This window comes from Dyella nitratireducens (assembly GCF_014642835.1).
GTDB lineage: Bacteria > Pseudomonadota > Gammaproteobacteria > Xanthomonadales > Rhodanobacteraceae > Dyella_B > Dyella_B nitratireducens.
Genome location: NZ_BMJA01000006.1, coordinates 97443 through 114964, shown reverse-complemented (window position 1 = coordinate 114964; position 17522 = coordinate 97443). Strand labels below are relative to the sequence as shown.

The window sequence follows — 17522 nt, the reverse complement described above, 5'->3', positions numbered from 1 at the left end:
GGCCAATCACGAGGACGGAATGAGCGATTGCAAAGGCGCATCTAGTACACGATCGCCCGTGCCTGCACGAAGGCAAAAAAGAACACCGCATTCGGATCGTTGCGCACCGCCTGCAATTCGCTGCGCATGCCTTCCACGGTAGGCACATCCGACTTGCCTGCGACGATGAGCTGTTCGGCGGCGGAAAGCAGTACTTCTTCCCAGAACTCGATCATCTGCTTGCGTCGCCCTGGTTGGCGATTGTCCAGATGCACGCTCTTCACCTCGGTCTGCACATCGCGGTAGCCGCCGGCCAGCAGCAGATTGCCCAGTTTGGCGCCGATGAAGGGATCACCGCCGCTGTCATATTGGTGATCGTTGAACGCCATCCAATAACGCAGCAGGTTGGGCGAATAAGGGTCGAGGAAGAACGAGGAATTCAGTACCTCGGTCACGTAGATCACGGCGCCAGGTGCCAGCACGCGGCGCACTTCGCTGAGCACGCGCGCTGGACTTGGCATGTGTTCCAGCACCCAGCACAGGTAGGCGGCGTCGAAACTGCGATCGGCAAAGGGCAAGTCGGCGGCATCGGCCTGCTTCAAGGCGAAACGCGATTCGCACCAGGCTTTGGCGGAGAGATTGTGCTCGGCAGCGGCGAGTTGGGTTGGTGAGCGATCGATCCCGGTGACGTGCAAGTCGGGAAAACGCCGCAACAGGATTTCTGTCTGCGCACCGACGCCGCAGCCGACCTCCAGCAGGCGACCCGCACCGCTGTAATCGATATGGCTGAACAGCGTGCTTTCGAACATGCGCGCCTGGCGCACCAAACGCGATTGTTCTTCGTTGGAAAAACCGTGGATGTAGGGGAAGTCACCGGTAGCGATGCTGTTCATGGCGAGCGTCCGCTGGAAAGATTGAGTAACGGTGCGCGTTGCCTAACGTTACTCCAGTCTTCCACTAGGCAGCGATGCGCCAGCTATCCTGCAACGTCTCGAAATACGCGCGGGTCAGCCGCGACTGCTCCTGCGCCGTCTCGGCCCGGTTGACCACCTCGCGGAAGCTTGCGTTTTCCGATCGATCCTTCGCATACCAGCCCAGGTGCTTGCGCGCGATGCGCACGCCGGCTTGTTCGCCGTAGAAGAGATGCAGATGTTCGAGATGGCCGAGCAGGATATTGGATACGTCGCGCGGTGAAGGTTCGGGCAGTAGCTCGCCGGTAGCGAGGTAATGGGCGATCTCGCGAAAAATCCACGGACGCCCTTGCGCGCCGCGGCCGATCATCACGGCATCGGCGCGGGTTGCATCCAGGACATGTTTAGCTTGTTGCGGCGTGGTGACGTCGCCGTTGGCGAGCACCGGAATCCGCACTGCCGCTTTCACCGCGGCGATGGTTTCGTATTCGGCTTCGCCTTCGTATTTGTCGGCGCGCGTGCGGCCGTGCACGGCGAGCGCGGCAATGCCGTTGTCTTCGGCAATACGCGCGATGGTGAGTGCGTTCTTGTGCTGGCGATCCCAGCCAGTGCGGATTTTCAGTGTGACCGGCACGTCCACTGCGTCAACGACCGCCTTGACGATGCGTGCGACCAGCGGCTCATCCTGCAGCAGCGCTGAGCCGGACCAGACGTTGCACACCTTTTTGGCCGGACAGCCCATGTTGATGTCGATGATCTGCGCGCCGTTGGCGACGTTGAAGCGCGCGGCTTCGGCCAGCATGCCCGGATCATAGCCGGCGATCTGCACGCTGACGGGTTCGGGCTCGCCATCATGGTCCATGCGCTTGAGCGATTTGCGCGTCTGCCACAGGCGGGGATCGGAGGCCGTCATCTCAGACACGGCAAGCCCTGCACCCAGCCGTTTGCACAGCAGGCGGAAAGGCTTGTCGGTGACGCCGGCCATGGGCGCGAGCACCACCGGCGGGTCGATGCGGTAGGGGCCGATTTGCATGCGGGCCATTGTAGCGCCGAAGTAGCAATGCGCCCGGTGTAGGTTGGGGTGCAAACCCCAACATCGGGATGTATGGGGAATACCAATGTCGGGGTTTGCACCCCAACCTATGTCAGTGCGCGGGAACGCCCTGCAGAGCTTCTGGTGCGTGCTTGTGCTTGAACAGAAACACGAACAGCACCGCTACCACCAGCGAATAGGCGGCGAAAGTGAGCCAGATGCCGTGCCAGTCCAGCGAATGATCGGGGCGGGTGAAATACGCATCGATCACCAAGCCGCTGATCGAGCTACCCAGCACCGCACCGATGCCGTTGGTCATCAGCATGAACAAGCCTTGCGCGCTGGCGCGAATGGCCGGATCGCTCTGGCCTTCGACGAACAAGGAGCCGGAGATGTTGAAGAAGTCGAAGGCCATGCCGTAGACGATGCACGACAACACGATCATCCACAGCCCATTACCCGGATCGCCGAACGCAAACAGGCCGAAGCGCAGCGTCCACGCCAGCATGCTGATCAGCATCACCGTTTTGATGCCGAAGCGCTTGAGGAAGAACGGAATCGCCAGGATGAACAGCGTTTCCGACACCTGCGAAATCGACATGATGATCGCTGGGTAGCGTACGGCGATCAGATTTCTATACGCGTCGACGTGTTCGAAGTCGTGCAGGAACGTATCGCCGTAGGCATTGGTCAGCTGCAGCGCCGCGCCGAGCAGCATGGCGAAGATGAAGAAGATCGCCATCTTCGCCTGCTTGAACAGTGCGAACGAGGTAAGGCCCAATGCATCCAGCCAGGAACGATGGTCTTCACCACGCAGGCGCGGCGGGCAGGGTGGCAGCGTGAACGCATAGATGCCAAGCAGCAGCGAGGCCGCTGCGGCCACATAGAACTGCCCGGTGGTGGTTTCCAGATGCAGCAGGCTTACCATCCACATGGCGGCGATGAAACCCACCGTGCCCCACACGCGGATCGGCGGGTAGACGCGCACCACGTCCGCGCCGTCGCGCTTGAGCGCGTTGTAGGCCACGGTAATCGCCAACGAAATGGTGGGCATGTAGCACATCATGTTCACCAGCATCACCCAGAACAGCGTGCCGGGATGATTGATCTCCGGCACGATGCACAACACGGCCGCCCCAGCGATGTGCATGCAGCCGTACAGGCGCTCGGCGCGGATCCACTTGTCGGCCACCACACCCAGGATCGAAGGCATGAACAGCGAGGCGATGCCCATCGTTGAGAAGATTGCGCCGAACTGCGTGCCTGACCAATGCCGGTTCTGAAACCAGTACGCGCCGATGGTGATCAGCCAGGCTCCCCAGATGAAGTACTGCAGGAAATTCATCGCGATGAGTCGCAACTTCAGGCTCATGGGCTGGTTTCCTGCATGGTTTTGTTTTCCCCTGGATAACGCGTACTTATGTGTTTCGATAGCGCCTGCCGCCTTGTCGTCATTCCGGCCTTGGCCGAAATGACGGGCTTTGGTTGCCCCGCCTGGATGGGCGGCAGCGTAGAGGAAGCCCTGCTCGACCGGCAAGGTTCGCCGCGGTACGCCGTACCGCTTACACTTCGTGCAGTTATCCGGAGCGACCCCATGAGCCTGTTCATCACTATCGCGATCGTCCACATCATCGCCCTGATGAGCCCGGGGCCGGATTTTTTCTTTGTCTCGCAGACGGCGGTCAGCCGCTCGCGGCATGAGGCGATGGCCGGCGTGGCTGGCATCACGCTTGGCGTGGCGATGTGGGCGGCGTTGGCGCTGCTCGGCCTGCAATTGCTGCTGCACAAGTTGATCTGGCTGGAACGCCTGATTTCCATTGGCGGCGGCTTATATCTGTGCTGGATGGGCTTCAAGATGCTGCGAGGGGCGCTAGCCAAGCCCGTCCAAACGCAGGCGGAACCCGTGCAAGTGTTTGCCGGCGCCTGGCGCTCGCTGCGCAATGGCCTGCTTACCAATCTCGCCAATCCGAAAGTGGTGATCTATTTCGGCAGTATTTTCTCGGCGTTCGTGGGCGAGGGTGTGTCGTCAACGGCACGCTGGGGTTTGTGGGCGATGGTGGTCGCCGAGACCTTTCTGTGGTTTTCCTTCGTGGCTGGATGCTTCGCACTGCCGGTGATGCGGCGGGGTTATCTGCGTATCAGTCGCTGGATTGATGGCTGTGCGGGTGCGGTATTCATGCTGTTTGGTCTGCACCTGATCTTTTCGCGCCGAGCTGCCTGAGCCAGGTGCGTAGGTTGGGTTAGCGCAGCGTAACCCAGCGATATCGCTTCGAACGTGTTGGGTTACGCTGCGCTAACCCAACCTACAAGACCTGTTTGACCCTTTCGCGAAGCACCGGCAACAGCTCCGCTTCAAACCACGGATTACGCTTCGGCCAAGCCTGATTGCGCGGACTGGGATGCGGCAGCGGCAACACGCCACGCGCGAGATGTTCGCGCCATGACTGCATCGTCTCGGTAAGCGAACCGCCGCGTTGCTCGCCGAGCACGCCGGCTTGCGCGTATTGGCCGATGGCCAGTGTCAATTGCACGTGTGTCAGCAGCGGCAGCAAGCGCGGATGCCATGTTGGTGCGCACTCGGGCCGGGGCGGCAGGTCACCGTTGCGTCCGCTGCCGGGGAAACAGAAACCCATCGGCACGATGGCAATGCGCTCGGCGTCATAGAACGTCTCGCGATCCACGCCCAGCCAGTGGCGCAGGCGGTCGCCGCTGACGTCGTTGAAGGGAATGCCGGTGATGTGGACCTTGCGACCAGGCGCCTGACTCACGATCAGCAAGCGCGATGACGCACTGGCTTGCAACACGGGCCGAGGACCATCTTGGAGTTGCGCCGCACACAATTGGCATGCGCGAATCTCGGTCAGCAACGCATTGAGTGATTCGGAGCGTTTTGTCATGGCAGCAACTTGCCCGGATTCAAAATGCCGTCCGGATCGAAGGCGGCTTTTACATCACGCATTAGATTGAGTGTGGCAGGTTCCAGTGCCAGCGGCATGAATTCGCGCTTCACCAGTCCAATGCCGTGTTCGCCGGAGAGCGTGCCTTGCAGGGAAATCACCAGCGCAAACACCTCGGCCAGGCAGGCATGTGCACGTTCGCGTTCCGCATCGTCACGCGGCAGCAGGTTGACGTGCAGATTACCGTTGCCGGCGTGGCCGAAGGTGACGATCAGCACGTCATGCTTGCGGGAAAGTTCGCGAATGCCATTCACCAGCTCGGGCAGATGGCTGACTGGCACCACCACGTCTTCGTTGATCTTGTTTGGCGAGATGGTGCGTTGTGCAGGTGACAGCGCTTTGCGCGCCGACCACAATGCCTGCGTTTCCTCCGCCGTTTGCGCAACACGCAGCTCTTCCAAACCTTCGCCGTGTGCCGCAAGCGACACGGCATCGACGGCGGAAGGCAAGGTTTCAGGTTCGCCATCCACTTCGATCATTAGCATCGCGCCAGCAAGAGGCACATCGCCGCCGCCGTGATCGTGCGCAAGTTTCAAGGCAACATCATCGATGAATTCCAGCGCGCAAGGTGTCACCGGTTGCGCCATGATGCGCGCCACGGCATGCGCAGCGCTGCTCACGTCGCGATAGGTCGCGCGCAGTGTGCGCAAGCTTGAAGGTTTCGGCGTGAGCTTGAGCGTTGCTTCGGTGATCAGTGCCAGCGTGCCTTCCGAGCCGATCAGCAAGCGCGTGAGGTCATAGCCGGTGGCGCCCTTGCTGGTGTACGTGCCGCAGCGAAAGCTTTCGCCGGTGCCGGCGACCGCACGCAGGCCCAGCGTGTTTTCGCGTGGGCTGCCGTATTTAACGGTGCGCGGTCCGGCCGAGTTGCAGGCAAGATTGCCGCCAATGCTGCACCAGGGGGATGAGGTCGGATCTGGCGGCCAGAAAAATCCGTGCGGTGCGAGTGCGCGTTGCAGATCGCCGTTCAAGACGCCGGGTTCCACGACAGCGAAGCGATTGTCGGGATCGATGCTCAGGATGCGATTCATCCGCTCGAAACTCACTACCACACCGCCTTCCACTGGTACCGTGGCGCCGGTGGTATTGGTGCCGCGCCCGCGTGCGATCACCGGCACTCGATGCTCGCGGCAGGCATGGATCAGCGCTTCGATTTGTGCATGGTCCTGCGCGAACACCACGGCATCGGGCAGTGCGTTGCGGCGTGAGTTGTCGTAGGCGTAGGCGATGCGTTCGGCGTCACGGGTGGAGCAGGCGCTGTCGCCGAAAGCGGCATGCAAGGTATCGAGCAGAGAGGCAGGAACGGGCATGAGGTGCTTCTACTCCGCCTCAAACGCATTGCGCAACCACGTCATCGCTGCGCTTTCACTTGGCCCGTCATATGCCACCACATCAAACCGGCAAGCCTGCTGTGCGTGCTTGGGATTCGCAGCGAGCCACAGCTGCGCGGTCTGCACCAGCTTGGCCTGTTTGGTTGCGGTGATGGACATGGCTGCATTGCCGAAGCCGGCGCGAATCCGATGGCGTACCTCGACAAACACGACGGTGTCGCCGTCACGCATCACCAGGTCCAGTTCACCGTAACGCGTGGTGTAGTTGCGGGCGAGCAGCTTTAATCCCGCCCGCTCAAGCTCCTTGCATGCGCGTTGCTCGAACGCGCTTCCTGCAGCGCGCATCAGCCACCGTTCGGTTGTGTGGCTGGCATCGGCACGCTGCTGGCTGGTGCGGGAGCGCTGCTTACCGGTGCAGGGCCACCAGGTGTGTTGTCCATGTCCAGGCTGCCGTTGCTCGGACGCGCGACACCATCCTGAAACTTCAACCAGGTCAGTACGCGCTTCACGTGGCCGAACGTATCGACCGCGAGTTGGCCTGTGGCACCCGGTAGATAGCTGTCCGGGTGGCTGCGTAGCCAATCGAGGTAGGGCACCAGATTCCATGCGTCCATGCCGAAGGCAAACAACTGGGCCGTGCCGGTTCGAGCGGCCGGCAATTGCCCGGCAATGTCGTGGTAGTTGGGCAAGCCTGTTTGCGCGTCGAACAACCACGGTGCGCCGCAAAATTCCACGCCTTCCAGATCGCGATCAGCGGTGGGATTGTCACTGCCTCCATAGATGTGCGAGGTGGCGAACACTGGCAGATTCATGCGCTGCACGCGCAGCTGCGGCAGTAGCAAGCGTGCCTGCTCCGGACGCATGCTGATGAATATGCCCGCATCGGTGCCGGCGCTGCCGGCATTCAAGGCGTTGATGGCATCGCCATAGTTGACGCCGCTCGATGGCAGTTGCGCGTTGCCGGCAATCTGACCGCCCTTGGCTTCCAGTTCTACCTTGAATGCTGTCGCGGCGCGCTTGGCAAAATCGTCGCCGGAGATGAGTACATAGGCGTTGTGCAGGCCGCGCTCGATCATGTGATCGGCCGCTTGCGCGCCTTCGTCTTCCGGCATCAGCGCAAATTCGCTCGCGGTGCCGGTGGAAAGTTTGTCGTTTTCAGCACGGTTGAGTGCGAGCACCGGCACGGACAGCGACGGCTGGCCGAGCACGCCCGTCACTTCCGTGCGCAGTAGCGGCCCTACCACCATTTGCGCACCATCGCTCACGGCCTGGTTGTACGCCTTGATGGCCGCGGCAGCATTGCCGCCGCTGTCGTACACACGCACGGCGGCGCGCGGTGCATGCGTGTCAGACGACTGGAAATACGCTGCAAAAAAACCTTCGCGGATTGCCGCGCTGATCGGCGCCAAACCATCGTTGTTGGGCAGGAGAAGGGCGACATGCGCCGGCATCTTGTAACCCTCACGCACGCTGGCGCCGTTGCCGGCCACCAGCGTGCCGACGGCCTGCTGCAGATTCGGCTGTGCCTGTGCCACGGTTACGCCGAGGCGGCCGAGTGCTTCATTCACCCAAGGGAGCATGCGGTCGCTCGGCTGCATGGCGGCAGCCCGCTGTTTGAGCGGTCCGACGCCAAGCTTGGTCAGCAAGCCAAGTGCCTGGTCGCGGTTCTGCGCGCGATCGGCGCCTTGCAGCGTGCTGTCCAGTTGAATGCGGTTGACGGCCGCGCCCCACAGATCGCCTGTGCCAGCGAGTGCATCGGCGCGCAGGATCAACAAGCGCGGACGCAGATTCGCTGGAACGCTCATGTCCGGTTGCGTGGTGAGGTTCAGTGCCGCAGCGGGATCGTGCTGATGCAGTGCCATTTCCGCACGCAGCAGATCCAGGCGCACGGGTTCGTCATCGCTGAGTTTGTCGCGGCGGATGCCCACGACGATCGGCGTTGCGCGATCGAGCGCGTTCTCTTCGCGATACGCTTCGGCTGCCAGCAGCTTGTAATGGTCTGCGCGGTCCGACGCTTGTGCGGCCAGCGTCAGATAGGCTTGTGCGGCCTGGTCGAACTGCCCCTGATTGGCAAGATTGGCGGCGCTTTGCGCGGCGGCGACCTCAGCGGGCGAGCGCGGTACCACGGACGGCACACAGGCGCTCAGCAGCAACGAAAGCAGCAGTCCTGACGCGACAAGACGACTCGGGCGCATGGGGTTCCTAGGGCGCTTCACTGGCAATTGCGCGATCATAGCCGATCGCATCATGGGCTCGCCGCGAAGGGTTTCGGGAAATGTCTAGCAATCAGATGGGCTGCCTGTGGGTGGTGGCGACACCAATTGGTCACCGCGATGACATCTCCGCACGCGCCATCGAGACCCTGCGCAGCGTCGCCGTGATTGCCGCCGAGGACACCCGGCATAGCCGCCCCATGCTGCTTCAACACAATATCGGCACGCCGCTGGTGGCCTTGCACGAACATAACGAACGCGAAGCGGTGGCCACCATCGTGCGCCGCCTGGAGCAGGGCGAATCCGTGGCATTGATTTCGGATGCCGGCACGCCACTGATCAGCGATCCAGGCTTTCGGCTCGTGCGCGCGGCGCGCGAAGCGGGCATCCGTTGCATACCAGTGCCCGGTGCGTGCGCTGCCATCGCGGCGCTTTCCGTAGCGGGGTTGCCAAGTGATCGCTTCGTCTTCGAGGGCTTTCTTCCGCCCAAGTCGGCCGCGCGCCGTAGCCGGCTGGAAGAACTTGCGGGTGATCCGCGCACGCTGATTTTTTACGAATCCTCGCATCGCATTGCCGAAAGCCTCGTGGATATGCGGGACGTGTTTGGTGCGGAACGCGAGGCGGTGCTGGCGCGCGAGCTCACCAAAATGTTCGAGACCGTGATCGGTGAACCACTGCGCCAACTGGCGGAGCGTGTGGCAAACGATCCCAATCAGCAGCGCGGCGAATGTGTGATTCTCGTTGCCGGTCGTGGCGAGGATACGGATGCGAAACTCGCCGAAGGTCAGCGCGTATTCGCGATCCTGCGCGAGGAATTGCCACCATCGAGAGCGGCGAAGCTGGCCGCGGCGATTACCGGTGCTTCCCGAAAGCAGCTTTATCAGGAGTGACTGGGTTGGGCTGCAAACCCAAACATTGCCACGTCGATATGGATGGTGATGTTGGGGTTTGCACCCCAACCCACGGGCTCATCCCGTTACAATGTGCAACGGAGTCGGCCGGGCAGTCGCGTCGCGCCATGCGCGCGTCGAGGAAAGTCCGGGCTCCACAGGGCAGAGTGCCAGGTAACTCCTGGGCGGCGTGAGCTGACGGCCAGTGCAACAGAAAGCAAACCGCCGATGGCCCCAAAAGGGCACAGGTAAGGGTGAAATGGTGCGGTAAGAGCGCACCGCGCGCGGGGCTAACGCCGCGTGGCACGGTAAACCCCACTCGGAGCAAGACCAAATAGGGGAACGATAACGCGGCCCGCGTTGTTCCCGGGTAGGTTGCTGGAGCCAGGCGGCGACGCCTGGCCGAGAGGAATGACTGTCGCGCCGCAAGGCGAACAGAACCCGGCTTACAGGCCGACTCCACCTCTTCCCACCGTAGGCGCCGCCGCCCGCTGTTGTCAGGGCGGGGTGCCTGCGTGGACTTCACTGGCATGAACAGGCGGTTCATGCGAATCCCTTGGCAGGACTGGAAAAACGCCCGGTCGAAAACGGCTGTCTTTGGCAAAAAATCAATACGATCAAGGATCTCGGAAAGTTTCCTCGAAATTGCTGGAAATTTGGCCACACTGTTGCCTTTCTCCTTGATTCACAAGCAAAAATTTCTTGACAGTCTCAAGGGGCGAGACTATCGTGGGACCCTGTGTGAAATCGTGGGATTTCGTGGGAGGTCCTGAGGGTCGTGTTCCAGGGCGAAACTGCCATCACCGTTGATGACAAGGGCCGGCTGGCTATCCCGACCGCATATCGGGAGCTGGTCACGGACGCCTGCGCCAATCGGCTGGTGATCACCTACAACCCGTTCGAGTCGGGCTGCCTCTGGCTGTTCCCGCACGCCGAATGGGAGCGGGTGCGCGACCAGGTCAATGCCCTGCCGAACGTGAAGGCCGTGCACCGCGCCCTGCAGATGAAGCTGGTCGGCGCGGCGGCCATGGTGGAGCCGGATGGCGCGATGCGCATCCTGCTGCCAGGCAGTCAGCGCACGGCGGCGGGTATCGAGAAAAAAGCGGTTCTGCTGGGCATGGGCAACAAGTTCGAGCTGTGGAGCGAACAGGCCCACCTGGCCAAGATCCGCCAGACCATCGGCGAAGACGAAATCAGCGACGACATGGCGGACCTGCGGCTCTGACCATGTCGGTCAGACGCAGGCAGACACAAACAAGAGCGGGAGTGCGGCGGCATGGCTGAGCGTCAGCACATCCCGGTGATGCTGAATGAAGCAGTGGAGGGACTCGCCGTGCGGGCAGGCGGGCGTTATCTCGATGGCACGTTTGGACGCGGCGGTCACGCCCGCGCGGTGCTGTCGCGCCTGGGGCCTGAGGGGCGCCTGCTGCTGATGGATCGCGATCCGCAGGCGATCGCCACTGCGCAACACGAATTTGCCGCCGATCCGCGCGTATCGATTCACCATGCGAATTTCTCCACGCTCGCCGACTGGGACGAAACTGCCGAAGGTCTCGATGGCGTGCTGCTCGATCTGGGCGTGTCCTCGCCGCAGCTGGATGAAGCCTCCCGCGGCTTCAGCTTCATGGCTGATGGACCGCTCGACATGCGCATGGACCCTACACAAGGTGAAAGCGCAGCGGATTTTCTTGCACACGCTGATGAACGCGAAATCGCCGACGTGTTGTGGATCTACGGCGAAGAACGTTTCAGCCGCAAGATCGCTCGCGCCATCGTCGAGTACGGCAAAGCGTCGCCCATCACGCGCACCGGCGAACTCGCTGCTTTGGTAGAGCGCGTGATCGGCCGCCGTGAGCCGGGCAAGCATCCGGCCACGCGTACGTTCCAGGCGCTGCGTATTCGCGTAAACCGCGAGCTGGAAGCGGTGGAGCAGGGGCTCGAGGCGGCACTGGAGCGGCTCAAGCCGGGTGGCCGTCTGTCGGTGATCAGCTTCCACTCGCTGGAAGATCGCATGGTGAAGCAATTCATCCGCGATCATTCCGGCCGTGTGCAAGGCAGTCGCCGTGGTCCGCCGGTTGCCGCGGCGCCTGCGAAGCTGGCGGCGGTCGGCAAAGCGCAGTTTCCTTCCGATGCCGAACAAGCCGCGAATCCGCGCGCGCGTTCGGCCGTGCTGCGCGTGGCGGAGAAGGTATCGTCGGAGAGCGGCGCATGAGGGCCGTGGGCATCTTCAGCCTCTTTATCCTGCTGGCATCGGTGATGGTGAGCGCCATCGCCGTGGTGTGGACGCGTCACCAGAACCGCATACTGTTCGTGCAGCTCTCGCAGCTGCAAAGCCAGCGCGATGAATTGAATATCGAATACGGCCGGCTCGAACTGGAGCAGGCGACCTGGGCGGAGCCGCGCCGTATCGATTCCGAAGCACGCACCAAGCTGGGCATGTTTGCGCCGCGTCCGCAGGACGTACAGCTGGTGCGGCAATGAACCGGCTGCCGCATATCGCGTCCAAATCCACCTCTCGCCGCAAGGGCGCAGGCCCCAGTGCACGCAAGCGCATGCTGCTGGTCATCGGCATACTTGGCGTTGCTTCGGCAGGGCTGGTGGCGCGCGCCTTCGATCTGCAGGTGGTACGCAAACAGTTCTATCAGGATCAGGGCGACGCACGCTTCCTGCGCGTGGTGCCGATCGCCGTGTCGCGCGGCACGATCTTCGATCGCAATGGTGAGCCGCTAGCCGTATCCACGCCGATGGTGTCGATCACCTGTGTGCCATCGGAAGTGCTCGACAACGCTGATCGCATTCCAGCACTGGCGCAGGCGTTGGGCACCACCGCGGATGATTTGAAGTCGTACCTGGAGCAACGCGCCGATCGCGATTTCGCCTATCTGCGTCGTCAGATGAGTCCGGAAGCTGCACAGGCCGTACTCGCGCTAAGCGTTCCCGGCGTGAACGGACAGCGCGAATACAAGCGCTACTACCCGTCTGGCGAAGTGACCGCGCACGTGCTTGGCTTCACCAATATCGACGACCACGGCCAGGAAGGCCTGGAGCTCGCCTTCGACAACTGGCTGGCCGGCAAGCCGGGTGCCAAGCGCGTGATCCGCGATCGCATGGGCCGCATCGTCGAAGATGTGGAACAGGTGCATGCGCCGCAGCCTGGGCAGAACCTTACGCTCAGTATCGATCGCCGCATCCAGTTCCTTGCGTATAGCGAACTGAAAAAGCAGTTGGATGACCTGGACGCCGATTCCGGCGAAATGGTGATCCTGGATATACGCACCGGCGAGATTCTCGCCATGGTGAGCCTGCCTACTTACAACCCCAATGTCGTCACCGGCAGTTCGGCTGCCGCGCGCCGCAACCGCACCGTGACCGACGTCGTAGAGCCCGGCTCGACGATGAAGACGTTCACCATGGCGGCGGCGCTTTCCAGTGGCAAGTACACGCCCACCGCGCCCACGGTCGATACCGGCAATGGCCATTGGTATTTCATGGGTAAGGACATCCGCGACGTGGAGTCCGGCGGTAACGGTGTGCTCACGCCCACCGGCGTGCTCACCAAATCCAGCAACATTGGTGCGGCCAAGATCGGGCTGTCGCTGGATACCAAGTTTCTATACGACACCTATCGCGCGTTCGGCTTCGGCGAAAGCACAGGCAGCGGTTTCCCAGGCGAATCGGCCGGTCTTCTGCGGCCCGGCCGCAGTTGGCGCCCCATCGAAAAAGCCACCATGGCCTATGGCTACGGCCTCAACGTCACGCCGCTGCAACTGGCCGTTGCATACGCCACGCTGGCGGATGGCGGCGTCATGCACACGCCCACGTTCATCAAGAGCGGTAGCGATGCGGGCAAGCAGATCATTTCGCCAAACATCGCGCGAGAACTGGTGGACATGCTGGAGACGGTAACCGCGCCGGGCGGTTCGGCCACGCGTGCGCAGATCGCCAACTACATCGTGGCCGGCAAGACCGGCACGGCGCATCTGGCGTCGGGTGGCGGCTATGCCAAGAACAGTTATAACTCGCTGTTCGCCGGCATCGTGCCTGCCACGGATCCGCGCCTGGTCGGCGTGGTGGTGATCAACAACCCCAAGAAAAATGCCTACTACGGCGGCGTTGTTTCGGCGCCCGTCTATCAGAGCGTGATGACGGGTGCGCTGCGCCTGCTGGACGTGCCGCCTGACAACATCGGGCGCTGGTATGTCGGCGGTCCGCTGCAGGCGGGTGGAGGATTGGCTGGTACCGCGCCGCCCCAGAACCCGCAGGATGATCAATCCGCAGTGGAGGCCGTCGAGCCATGAGCGGCCAGCGCCTCGACCATCTGCTGCAAGGCATCGCTGAAACGAAGGCCGTCGGGCCTATCGTCGTTTCCGGGCTTGCGCTTGATTCGCGCAAAGTGCAGCGCGGCAATGCATTCTTCGCCTTGCGCGGTACGCGCGGACACGGCATCGAATTCGTGCAAGCTGCCGTGCAGCGCGGTGCCAGTGTGGTGCTGGCCGAATCGCCCGCGCCACCCGAGCTACAGAATCTGGACGTGCCGGTGCTGTGGATCGATGGCTTGCATGCCTTCGTGGGCGAGATCGCCGCGCGCTTCTTTGGCCGCCCGTCCGAAGCCATGCGCGTGATCGGCGTCACTGGTACCAACGGCAAAACCTCCACGGTGCAATTGCTGGCGCAGGCGCTGGAGCATCTTGGCCATCGTGCGGCCACCATCGGTACGCTGGGCGCCGGTCTGCATGGTCAGCTGCGTGAAGGTGAGCGCACAACGCCTGATGCGATTGCTGTGCAGCAACTGTTCGCCAAGTTCCGTCGCGACGGTGCTTCCCACGTGGCGATGGAAGTGTCCTCGCATGCGCTCGAACAGGGGCGTGTTGCGGCGACGGCATTCGACGTTGCAGCGTTCACCAACCTTACGCGCGATCATCTTGACTACCACGGCAGCATGGAAGCCTATGGCGCTGCGAAGGCCAAGCTGTTCGTTTGGCCAGGGCTCAAAGCGGCAGCCATCAATATCGATGACGCTTTCGGTCGTGAGCTGGTTCGCAAGTTACCGCCCAGTGTGCGTGCGTGGCGACTGAGCAATGCGGGCGACAAACAGGCTGATATTGCAGCGAGCGATATCGTTACTTCTGCGGAAGGCGTCGCCTTTATGCTGCGCACGCCATGGGGTGAAAAGCAGATTCGCAGCCGTCTGCTCGGCCGTTTCAATGTGTCGAATCTGCTGGCGGTGATTGGCTGCCTCGCGGCACTGGGCGAATCCTTCGAGCGCATCGTTGATGCTGTCGAAGCGTTGGAACCGGTGAACGGTCGCATGAATCGCATCGGCGGCCTGCAAGGCCTGCCGCTGGTTGTGGTCGATTACGCCCACACGCCGGATGCGCTGGAGCAGGCGCTCAATGCGCTGCGTGCGCATTGCCAAGCGCGGCTGATCTGCGTCTTCGGTTGTGGCGGTGAACGCGATGCGGGCAAGCGCCCGCAGATGGGTGAGATCGCCGAGCGGCTGGCTGACGTCGCCATCGTCACCGATGACAACCCGCGCGGCGAAGATGGCGACGCGATCGTCGCGCAGATTCTGGCCGGCATGGCACGGCCGCAGGAAGCCACGGTGTTGCGCGATCGCGAAGCCGCGATTCGTGCAGCGCTGACGATGGCGCGTACCGGAGATGTGGTGTTGATTGCCGGCAAAGGCCATGAAGCCTACCAAGAGGGCGCAAGCGGCAAGCGTGCGTTTGACGATATGGCGGTAGCGCGCGTCGCGCTGGAGACACACGCATGATGCGCTTGAGCGCCATCGCCATGTGGACGCACGGGCATATGCACGGCGCCGACGCCGACGTGACCGGCATTGCCATCGATTCACGCAAGGTGAAGCAGGGCGACCTGTTCGTTGCCTTCAAAGGCGAGCGCGTAGATGGTCACAATTACCTCGCCGATGCGAAAGCACGCGGCGCCGTAGCTGCTTTGGTGGAGCACCGTGTAGAGAGCGATCTTCCACAGGTCGAAGTAAAAAGCGCCGAGCTGGCGCTGGGCGACCTAGCCAGCGCAGTGCGCGCGCAACGCAATGCGCGGGTGATCGGCATCACCGGCTCCAATGGCAAGACCACGGTGAAGACGCTCATCGCCTCGATCCTGTCGCGGCACGGTCGCACGCATGTCAACACCGGTAGCTACAACAATGAAATCGGCCTGCCGCTGACGTTGTTGTGGATGCCGGAGGACACCGAATATGCCGTGCTTGAAATGGGCGCAGGCAAGCCCGGCGATATTGATTATCTTGCTGCCATCGCGCGGCCTGATATCGGCCTCGTGAACATCATCGCGCCCGCGCATCTTGAGCGGATGGGTACGATCGAGATGGTGGCGGAAACCAAGGGCGCGGTATATCGCGCATTGCCGGCAGACGGCGTGGCGGTGATCAATGCCGACGATGCCTTCGCCAGCTTCTTTATGGGTCTGGCTGGTGGACGCCACATTCTGCGCTTTGGCCTGGATCACAAGGCCGACGTAGGTGCTGAGATTCTGGAGCAGCGCGTCGACGGTTCGCATTTCGTGCTGAGCACTCCGCATGGCGATGCTGACGTGCAGTTGCCGCTGCCCGGTCGCCACAACATCGCCAATGCCTTGGCCGCCAGTGCGATAGCGCTGGCGCTGGATGTGCCGCTCGACACCATCGTTGCTGGATTGGAGCAAGCCAGTGCTGTCGAAGGTCGCCTGAAGCGCATCGACATGCCGCAAGGTTGGACGCTGATCGACGACAGCTACAACGCCAATCCGAGCTCCATGCACGCGGCTATCGATACGCTGGTACTGGCTGCAGGCGAGCGTTGGCTGGTGCTGGGCGATATGGCTGAGCTGGGGGCGGAAGCGCGTGCACTGCATGCCGGCGTTGGTCGTCATGCACACGAGCGCGGCATCGATCGGTTGTTTGCCGTCGGGCCGTTGAGTGCGGCCGCCGTCGAGGCGTTCGGTGCAGGTGGCAGACATTTTGCCGACAAGGCGACACTCATCGATGCGCTGCACGCTGAACTGCATGCCGGCGTCACCTGCCTGGTGAAGGGCTCGCATTCGTCGGGCATGGAACAGGTCGTAGCTGCCCTCAAGAGCGGCGACTCAAAGGGGGGCGTGCACAATGCTGCTTGAACTGGCCGAATGGTTCGCACGGCATTTCGCCACGCCGCACCTGTTTCAGTACATCACCTTCCGCACGATCATGGCGGCGCTCACCGCCATGGCGATGTCGCTGCTGTTTGGTCCCGCGCTGATCCGCAAGCTTGCCGCGCTCAAGGCTGGACAGGTGGTGCGCAAGGAGGGCCCGCAGACGCATTTGTCCAAGGCCGGCACACCGACCATGGGTGGTGTGATGATCCTGCTCTCGGTGGCTGTTGCTACCTTGCTGTGGGTGGATCTGAGCAATCGCTACGTGTGGCTGGTGCTACTGGTGCTGCTCTGCTACGGCGCGATCGGCTTCTACGACGACTACCGCAAGCTGGTGTTGAAAGACAGCCGCGGTCTCGCTTCGCGCTGGAAGTATTTCTGGCAGTCGGTGTTCGGCATCGGCGCGGCGTGGTTCTTGTTTCACACGGCCAATATTCCGGCGGAGACGGCGCTGTACGTGCCGGTGTTCAAGCATGTGGCGGTGCCGCTGGGCGCGTTCTTCATCGTGATCGCCTACTTCATGATCGTGGGCTTCTCCAATGCGGTGAATCTCACCGATGGTCTCGATGGTCTGGCGATCATGCCGACGGTGCTGGTGTCGGGGGCGCTGGGTATTTTTGCTTACCTCGCTGGCAATCGCGTGTTCTCCGAATACCTGGGGATTCCCTCGATTCCCGGCGCGGGCGAATTGGCGATCTTCTGCGGTGCGCTGGCCGGTTCGGGTTTGGGATTCCTCTGGTTCAACACGTATCCCGCGCAGGTGTTCATGGGTGACGTCGGTGCGCTCGCTATCGGTGCGGCGCTGGCTGCCATCGCAGTGATCGTGCGGCAGGAAATCGTGCTGTTGATCATGGGCGGCGTGTTCGTGATGGAAACGGTGTCGGTGATGATGCAGGTCGCCAGCTTCAAGATGACCGGCAAGCGCATCTTCCGCATGGCGCCGATCCATCATCACTTCGAGTTGAAAGGCTGGCCCGAGCCACGGGTGATCGTGCGGTTCTGGATCATCAGCGTGGTGCTGGTGTTGATCGGTTTGGCAACGTTGAAGGTGCGTTGAGA

16 protein-coding genes and 1 other RNA gene are annotated in these 17522 nt (G+C 62.2%); 10 read left to right on the top strand and 7 right to left on the bottom strand.

Annotation, left to right across the window (positions count from 1 at the left end; translation table 11 throughout):
* Positions 1 to 41 precede the first annotated feature (41 nt).
* The 3 genes from IEX75_RS22380 to IEX75_RS22370 form a co-directional block, all read right to left on the bottom strand.
* Positions 42 to 872 (bottom strand): class I SAM-dependent methyltransferase, encoded by an 831-nt coding sequence (locus tag IEX75_RS22380; RefSeq protein WP_188797946.1) that lies wholly within the window; start codon positions 870 to 872, stop codon positions 42 to 44.
* Positions 873 to 936: 64 nt separating this feature from the next.
* Positions 937 to 1923 carry a tRNA dihydrouridine synthase DusB gene (dusB, locus tag IEX75_RS22375; RefSeq protein WP_188798245.1) on the bottom strand — a complete coding sequence of 329 codons (987 nt, stop codon included), beginning with the start codon at positions 1921 to 1923 and terminating at the stop codon, positions 937 to 939.
* 112 nt (positions 1924 to 2035) lie between these two features.
* Positions 2036 to 3295 carry a nucleoside permease gene (locus IEX75_RS22370; protein WP_188797944.1) on the bottom strand — a complete coding sequence of 420 codons (1260 nt, stop codon included), beginning with the start codon at positions 3293 to 3295 and terminating at the stop codon, positions 2036 to 2038.
* A 222-nt stretch (positions 3296 to 3517) separates the two neighbouring features.
* Here IEX75_RS22370 and rhtC point away from each other — a divergent pair, with 222 nt between their 5' ends.
* Positions 3518 to 4144: a threonine export protein RhtC gene (gene rhtC / locus IEX75_RS22365; protein ID WP_188797942.1), complete on the top strand. Its 627-nt coding sequence runs from the start codon at positions 3518 to 3520 to the stop codon at positions 4142 to 4144.
* Between the two features lie 82 nt (positions 4145 to 4226).
* Here the strand turns inward: rhtC and IEX75_RS22360 are convergent, their stop codons facing one another.
* From IEX75_RS22360 to IEX75_RS22345, 4 genes are read right to left on the bottom strand one after another with little or no spacing between them, the layout of a single operon-like run.
* Positions 4227 to 4820, bottom strand: a complete 594-nt coding sequence (locus tag IEX75_RS22360) for a uracil-DNA glycosylase family protein (protein ID WP_188797939.1) — start codon at positions 4818 to 4820, stop codon at positions 4227 to 4229.
* Positions 4817 to 6187, bottom strand: coding sequence for an FAD-binding oxidoreductase (locus IEX75_RS22355; RefSeq protein WP_188797937.1), 1371 nt, complete (start codon positions 6185 to 6187; stop codon positions 4817 to 4819). Before IEX75_RS22355 ends, IEX75_RS22360 begins: the two co-directional genes overlap by 4 nt.
* A gap of 9 nt (positions 6188 to 6196) precedes the next feature.
* Positions 6197 to 6553, bottom strand: coding sequence for a YraN family protein (locus IEX75_RS22350; protein WP_188797935.1), 357 nt, complete (start codon positions 6551 to 6553; stop codon positions 6197 to 6199).
* Positions 6553 to 8403: a penicillin-binding protein activator gene (locus IEX75_RS22345; RefSeq protein ID WP_188797933.1), complete on the bottom strand. Its 1851-nt coding sequence runs from the start codon at positions 8401 to 8403 to the stop codon at positions 6553 to 6555. The genes IEX75_RS22350 and IEX75_RS22345 overlap by 1 nt, the downstream gene beginning before the upstream one ends.
* Before the next feature lie 80 nt (positions 8404 to 8483).
* On the opposite strand from IEX75_RS22345, the gene rsmI reads away from it, so the two are divergent.
* From rsmI to mraY, 9 genes are all read left to right on the top strand, one after another.
* A complete protein-coding gene (gene rsmI, locus IEX75_RS22340; protein WP_188797932.1) occupies positions 8484 to 9311 on the top strand; it encodes a 16S rRNA (cytidine(1402)-2'-O)-methyltransferase in 828 nt (275 codons plus the stop codon).
* A 100-nt stretch (positions 9312 to 9411) separates the two neighbouring features.
* Positions 9412 to 9776: RNase P RNA component class A (rnpB, locus tag IEX75_RS22335), an RNA gene on the top strand.
* Positions 9777 to 10089: 313 nt separating this feature from the next.
* The gene (gene mraZ / locus IEX75_RS22330) at positions 10090 to 10536 is read left to right on the top strand and encodes a division/cell wall cluster transcriptional repressor MraZ (RefSeq protein WP_188797929.1); all 447 of its coding nucleotides are present in this window, start codon (positions 10090 to 10092) and stop codon (positions 10534 to 10536) included.
* 51 nt (positions 10537 to 10587) lie between these two features.
* A complete protein-coding gene (gene rsmH / locus IEX75_RS22325) occupies positions 10588 to 11523 on the top strand; it encodes a 16S rRNA (cytosine(1402)-N(4))-methyltransferase RsmH (protein ID WP_188797927.1) in 936 nt (311 codons plus the stop codon).
* Positions 11520 to 11792 carry a cell division protein FtsL gene (ftsL, locus tag IEX75_RS22320; protein WP_188797925.1) on the top strand — a complete coding sequence of 91 codons (273 nt, stop codon included), beginning with the start codon at positions 11520 to 11522 and terminating at the stop codon, positions 11790 to 11792. Before rsmH ends, ftsL begins: the two co-directional genes overlap by 4 nt.
* The gene (locus tag IEX75_RS22315; protein ID WP_229721030.1) at positions 11789 to 13609 is read left to right on the top strand and encodes a peptidoglycan D,D-transpeptidase FtsI family protein; all 1821 of its coding nucleotides are present in this window, start codon (positions 11789 to 11791) and stop codon (positions 13607 to 13609) included. Before ftsL ends, IEX75_RS22315 begins: the two co-directional genes overlap by 4 nt.
* On the top strand, positions 13606 to 15084 hold the full coding sequence (locus tag IEX75_RS22310; RefSeq protein WP_188797923.1) for a UDP-N-acetylmuramoyl-L-alanyl-D-glutamate--2,6-diaminopimelate ligase: 1479 nt from the start codon (positions 13606 to 13608) through the stop codon (positions 15082 to 15084). The genes IEX75_RS22315 and IEX75_RS22310 overlap by 4 nt, the downstream gene beginning before the upstream one ends.
* Positions 15081 to 16448, top strand: coding sequence for a UDP-N-acetylmuramoyl-tripeptide--D-alanyl-D-alanine ligase (locus tag IEX75_RS22305; RefSeq protein WP_188797921.1), 1368 nt, complete (start codon positions 15081 to 15083; stop codon positions 16446 to 16448). The genes IEX75_RS22310 and IEX75_RS22305 overlap by 4 nt, the downstream gene beginning before the upstream one ends.
* Complete coding sequence (gene mraY, locus IEX75_RS22300) at positions 16438 to 17520, top strand: phospho-N-acetylmuramoyl-pentapeptide-transferase (protein ID WP_188797919.1); 1083 nt, start codon at positions 16438 to 16440, stop codon at positions 17518 to 17520. The genes IEX75_RS22305 and mraY overlap by 11 nt, the downstream gene beginning before the upstream one ends.
* The last annotated feature ends 2 nt before the right edge of the window (positions 17521 to 17522 follow it).

Coding starts and splice junctions, on each gene's coding strand:
- IEX75_RS22380 (WP_188797946.1), bottom strand. CDS start 872: ATGAACAGCATCGCTACCGGTGACTTCCCCTACATCCACGGTTTTTCC.
- dusB (WP_188798245.1), bottom strand. CDS start 1,923: ATGCAAATCGGCCCCTACCGCATCGACCCGCCGGTGGTGCTCGCGCCC.
- IEX75_RS22370 (WP_188797944.1), bottom strand. CDS start 3,295: ATGAGCCTGAAGTTGCGACTCATCGCGATGAATTTCCTGCAGTACTTC.
- rhtC (WP_188797942.1), top strand. CDS start 3,518: ATGAGCCTGTTCATCACTATCGCGATCGTCCACATCATCGCCCTGATG.
- IEX75_RS22360 (WP_188797939.1), bottom strand. CDS start 4,820: ATGACAAAACGCTCCGAATCACTCAATGCGTTGCTGACCGAGATTCGC.
- IEX75_RS22355 (WP_188797937.1), bottom strand. CDS start 6,187: ATGCCCGTTCCTGCCTCTCTGCTCGATACCTTGCATGCCGCTTTCGGC.
- IEX75_RS22350 (WP_188797935.1), bottom strand. CDS start 6,553: ATGCGCGCTGCAGGAAGCGCGTTCGAGCAACGCGCATGCAAGGAGCTT.
- IEX75_RS22345 (WP_188797933.1), bottom strand. CDS start 8,403: ATGCGCCCGAGTCGTCTTGTCGCGTCAGGACTGCTGCTTTCGTTGCTG.
- rsmI (WP_188797932.1), top strand. CDS start 8,484: ATGTCTAGCAATCAGATGGGCTGCCTGTGGGTGGTGGCGACACCAATT.
- rsmH (WP_188797927.1), top strand. CDS start 10,588: ATGGCTGAGCGTCAGCACATCCCGGTGATGCTGAATGAAGCAGTGGAG.
- ftsL (WP_188797925.1), top strand. CDS start 11,520: ATGAGGGCCGTGGGCATCTTCAGCCTCTTTATCCTGCTGGCATCGGTG.
- IEX75_RS22315 (WP_229721030.1), top strand. CDS start 11,789: ATGAACCGGCTGCCGCATATCGCGTCCAAATCCACCTCTCGCCGCAAG.
- IEX75_RS22310 (WP_188797923.1), top strand. CDS start 13,606: ATGAGCGGCCAGCGCCTCGACCATCTGCTGCAAGGCATCGCTGAAACG.
- IEX75_RS22305 (WP_188797921.1), top strand. CDS start 15,081: ATGATGCGCTTGAGCGCCATCGCCATGTGGACGCACGGGCATATGCAC.
- mraY (WP_188797919.1), top strand. CDS start 16,438: ATGCTGCTTGAACTGGCCGAATGGTTCGCACGGCATTTCGCCACGCCG.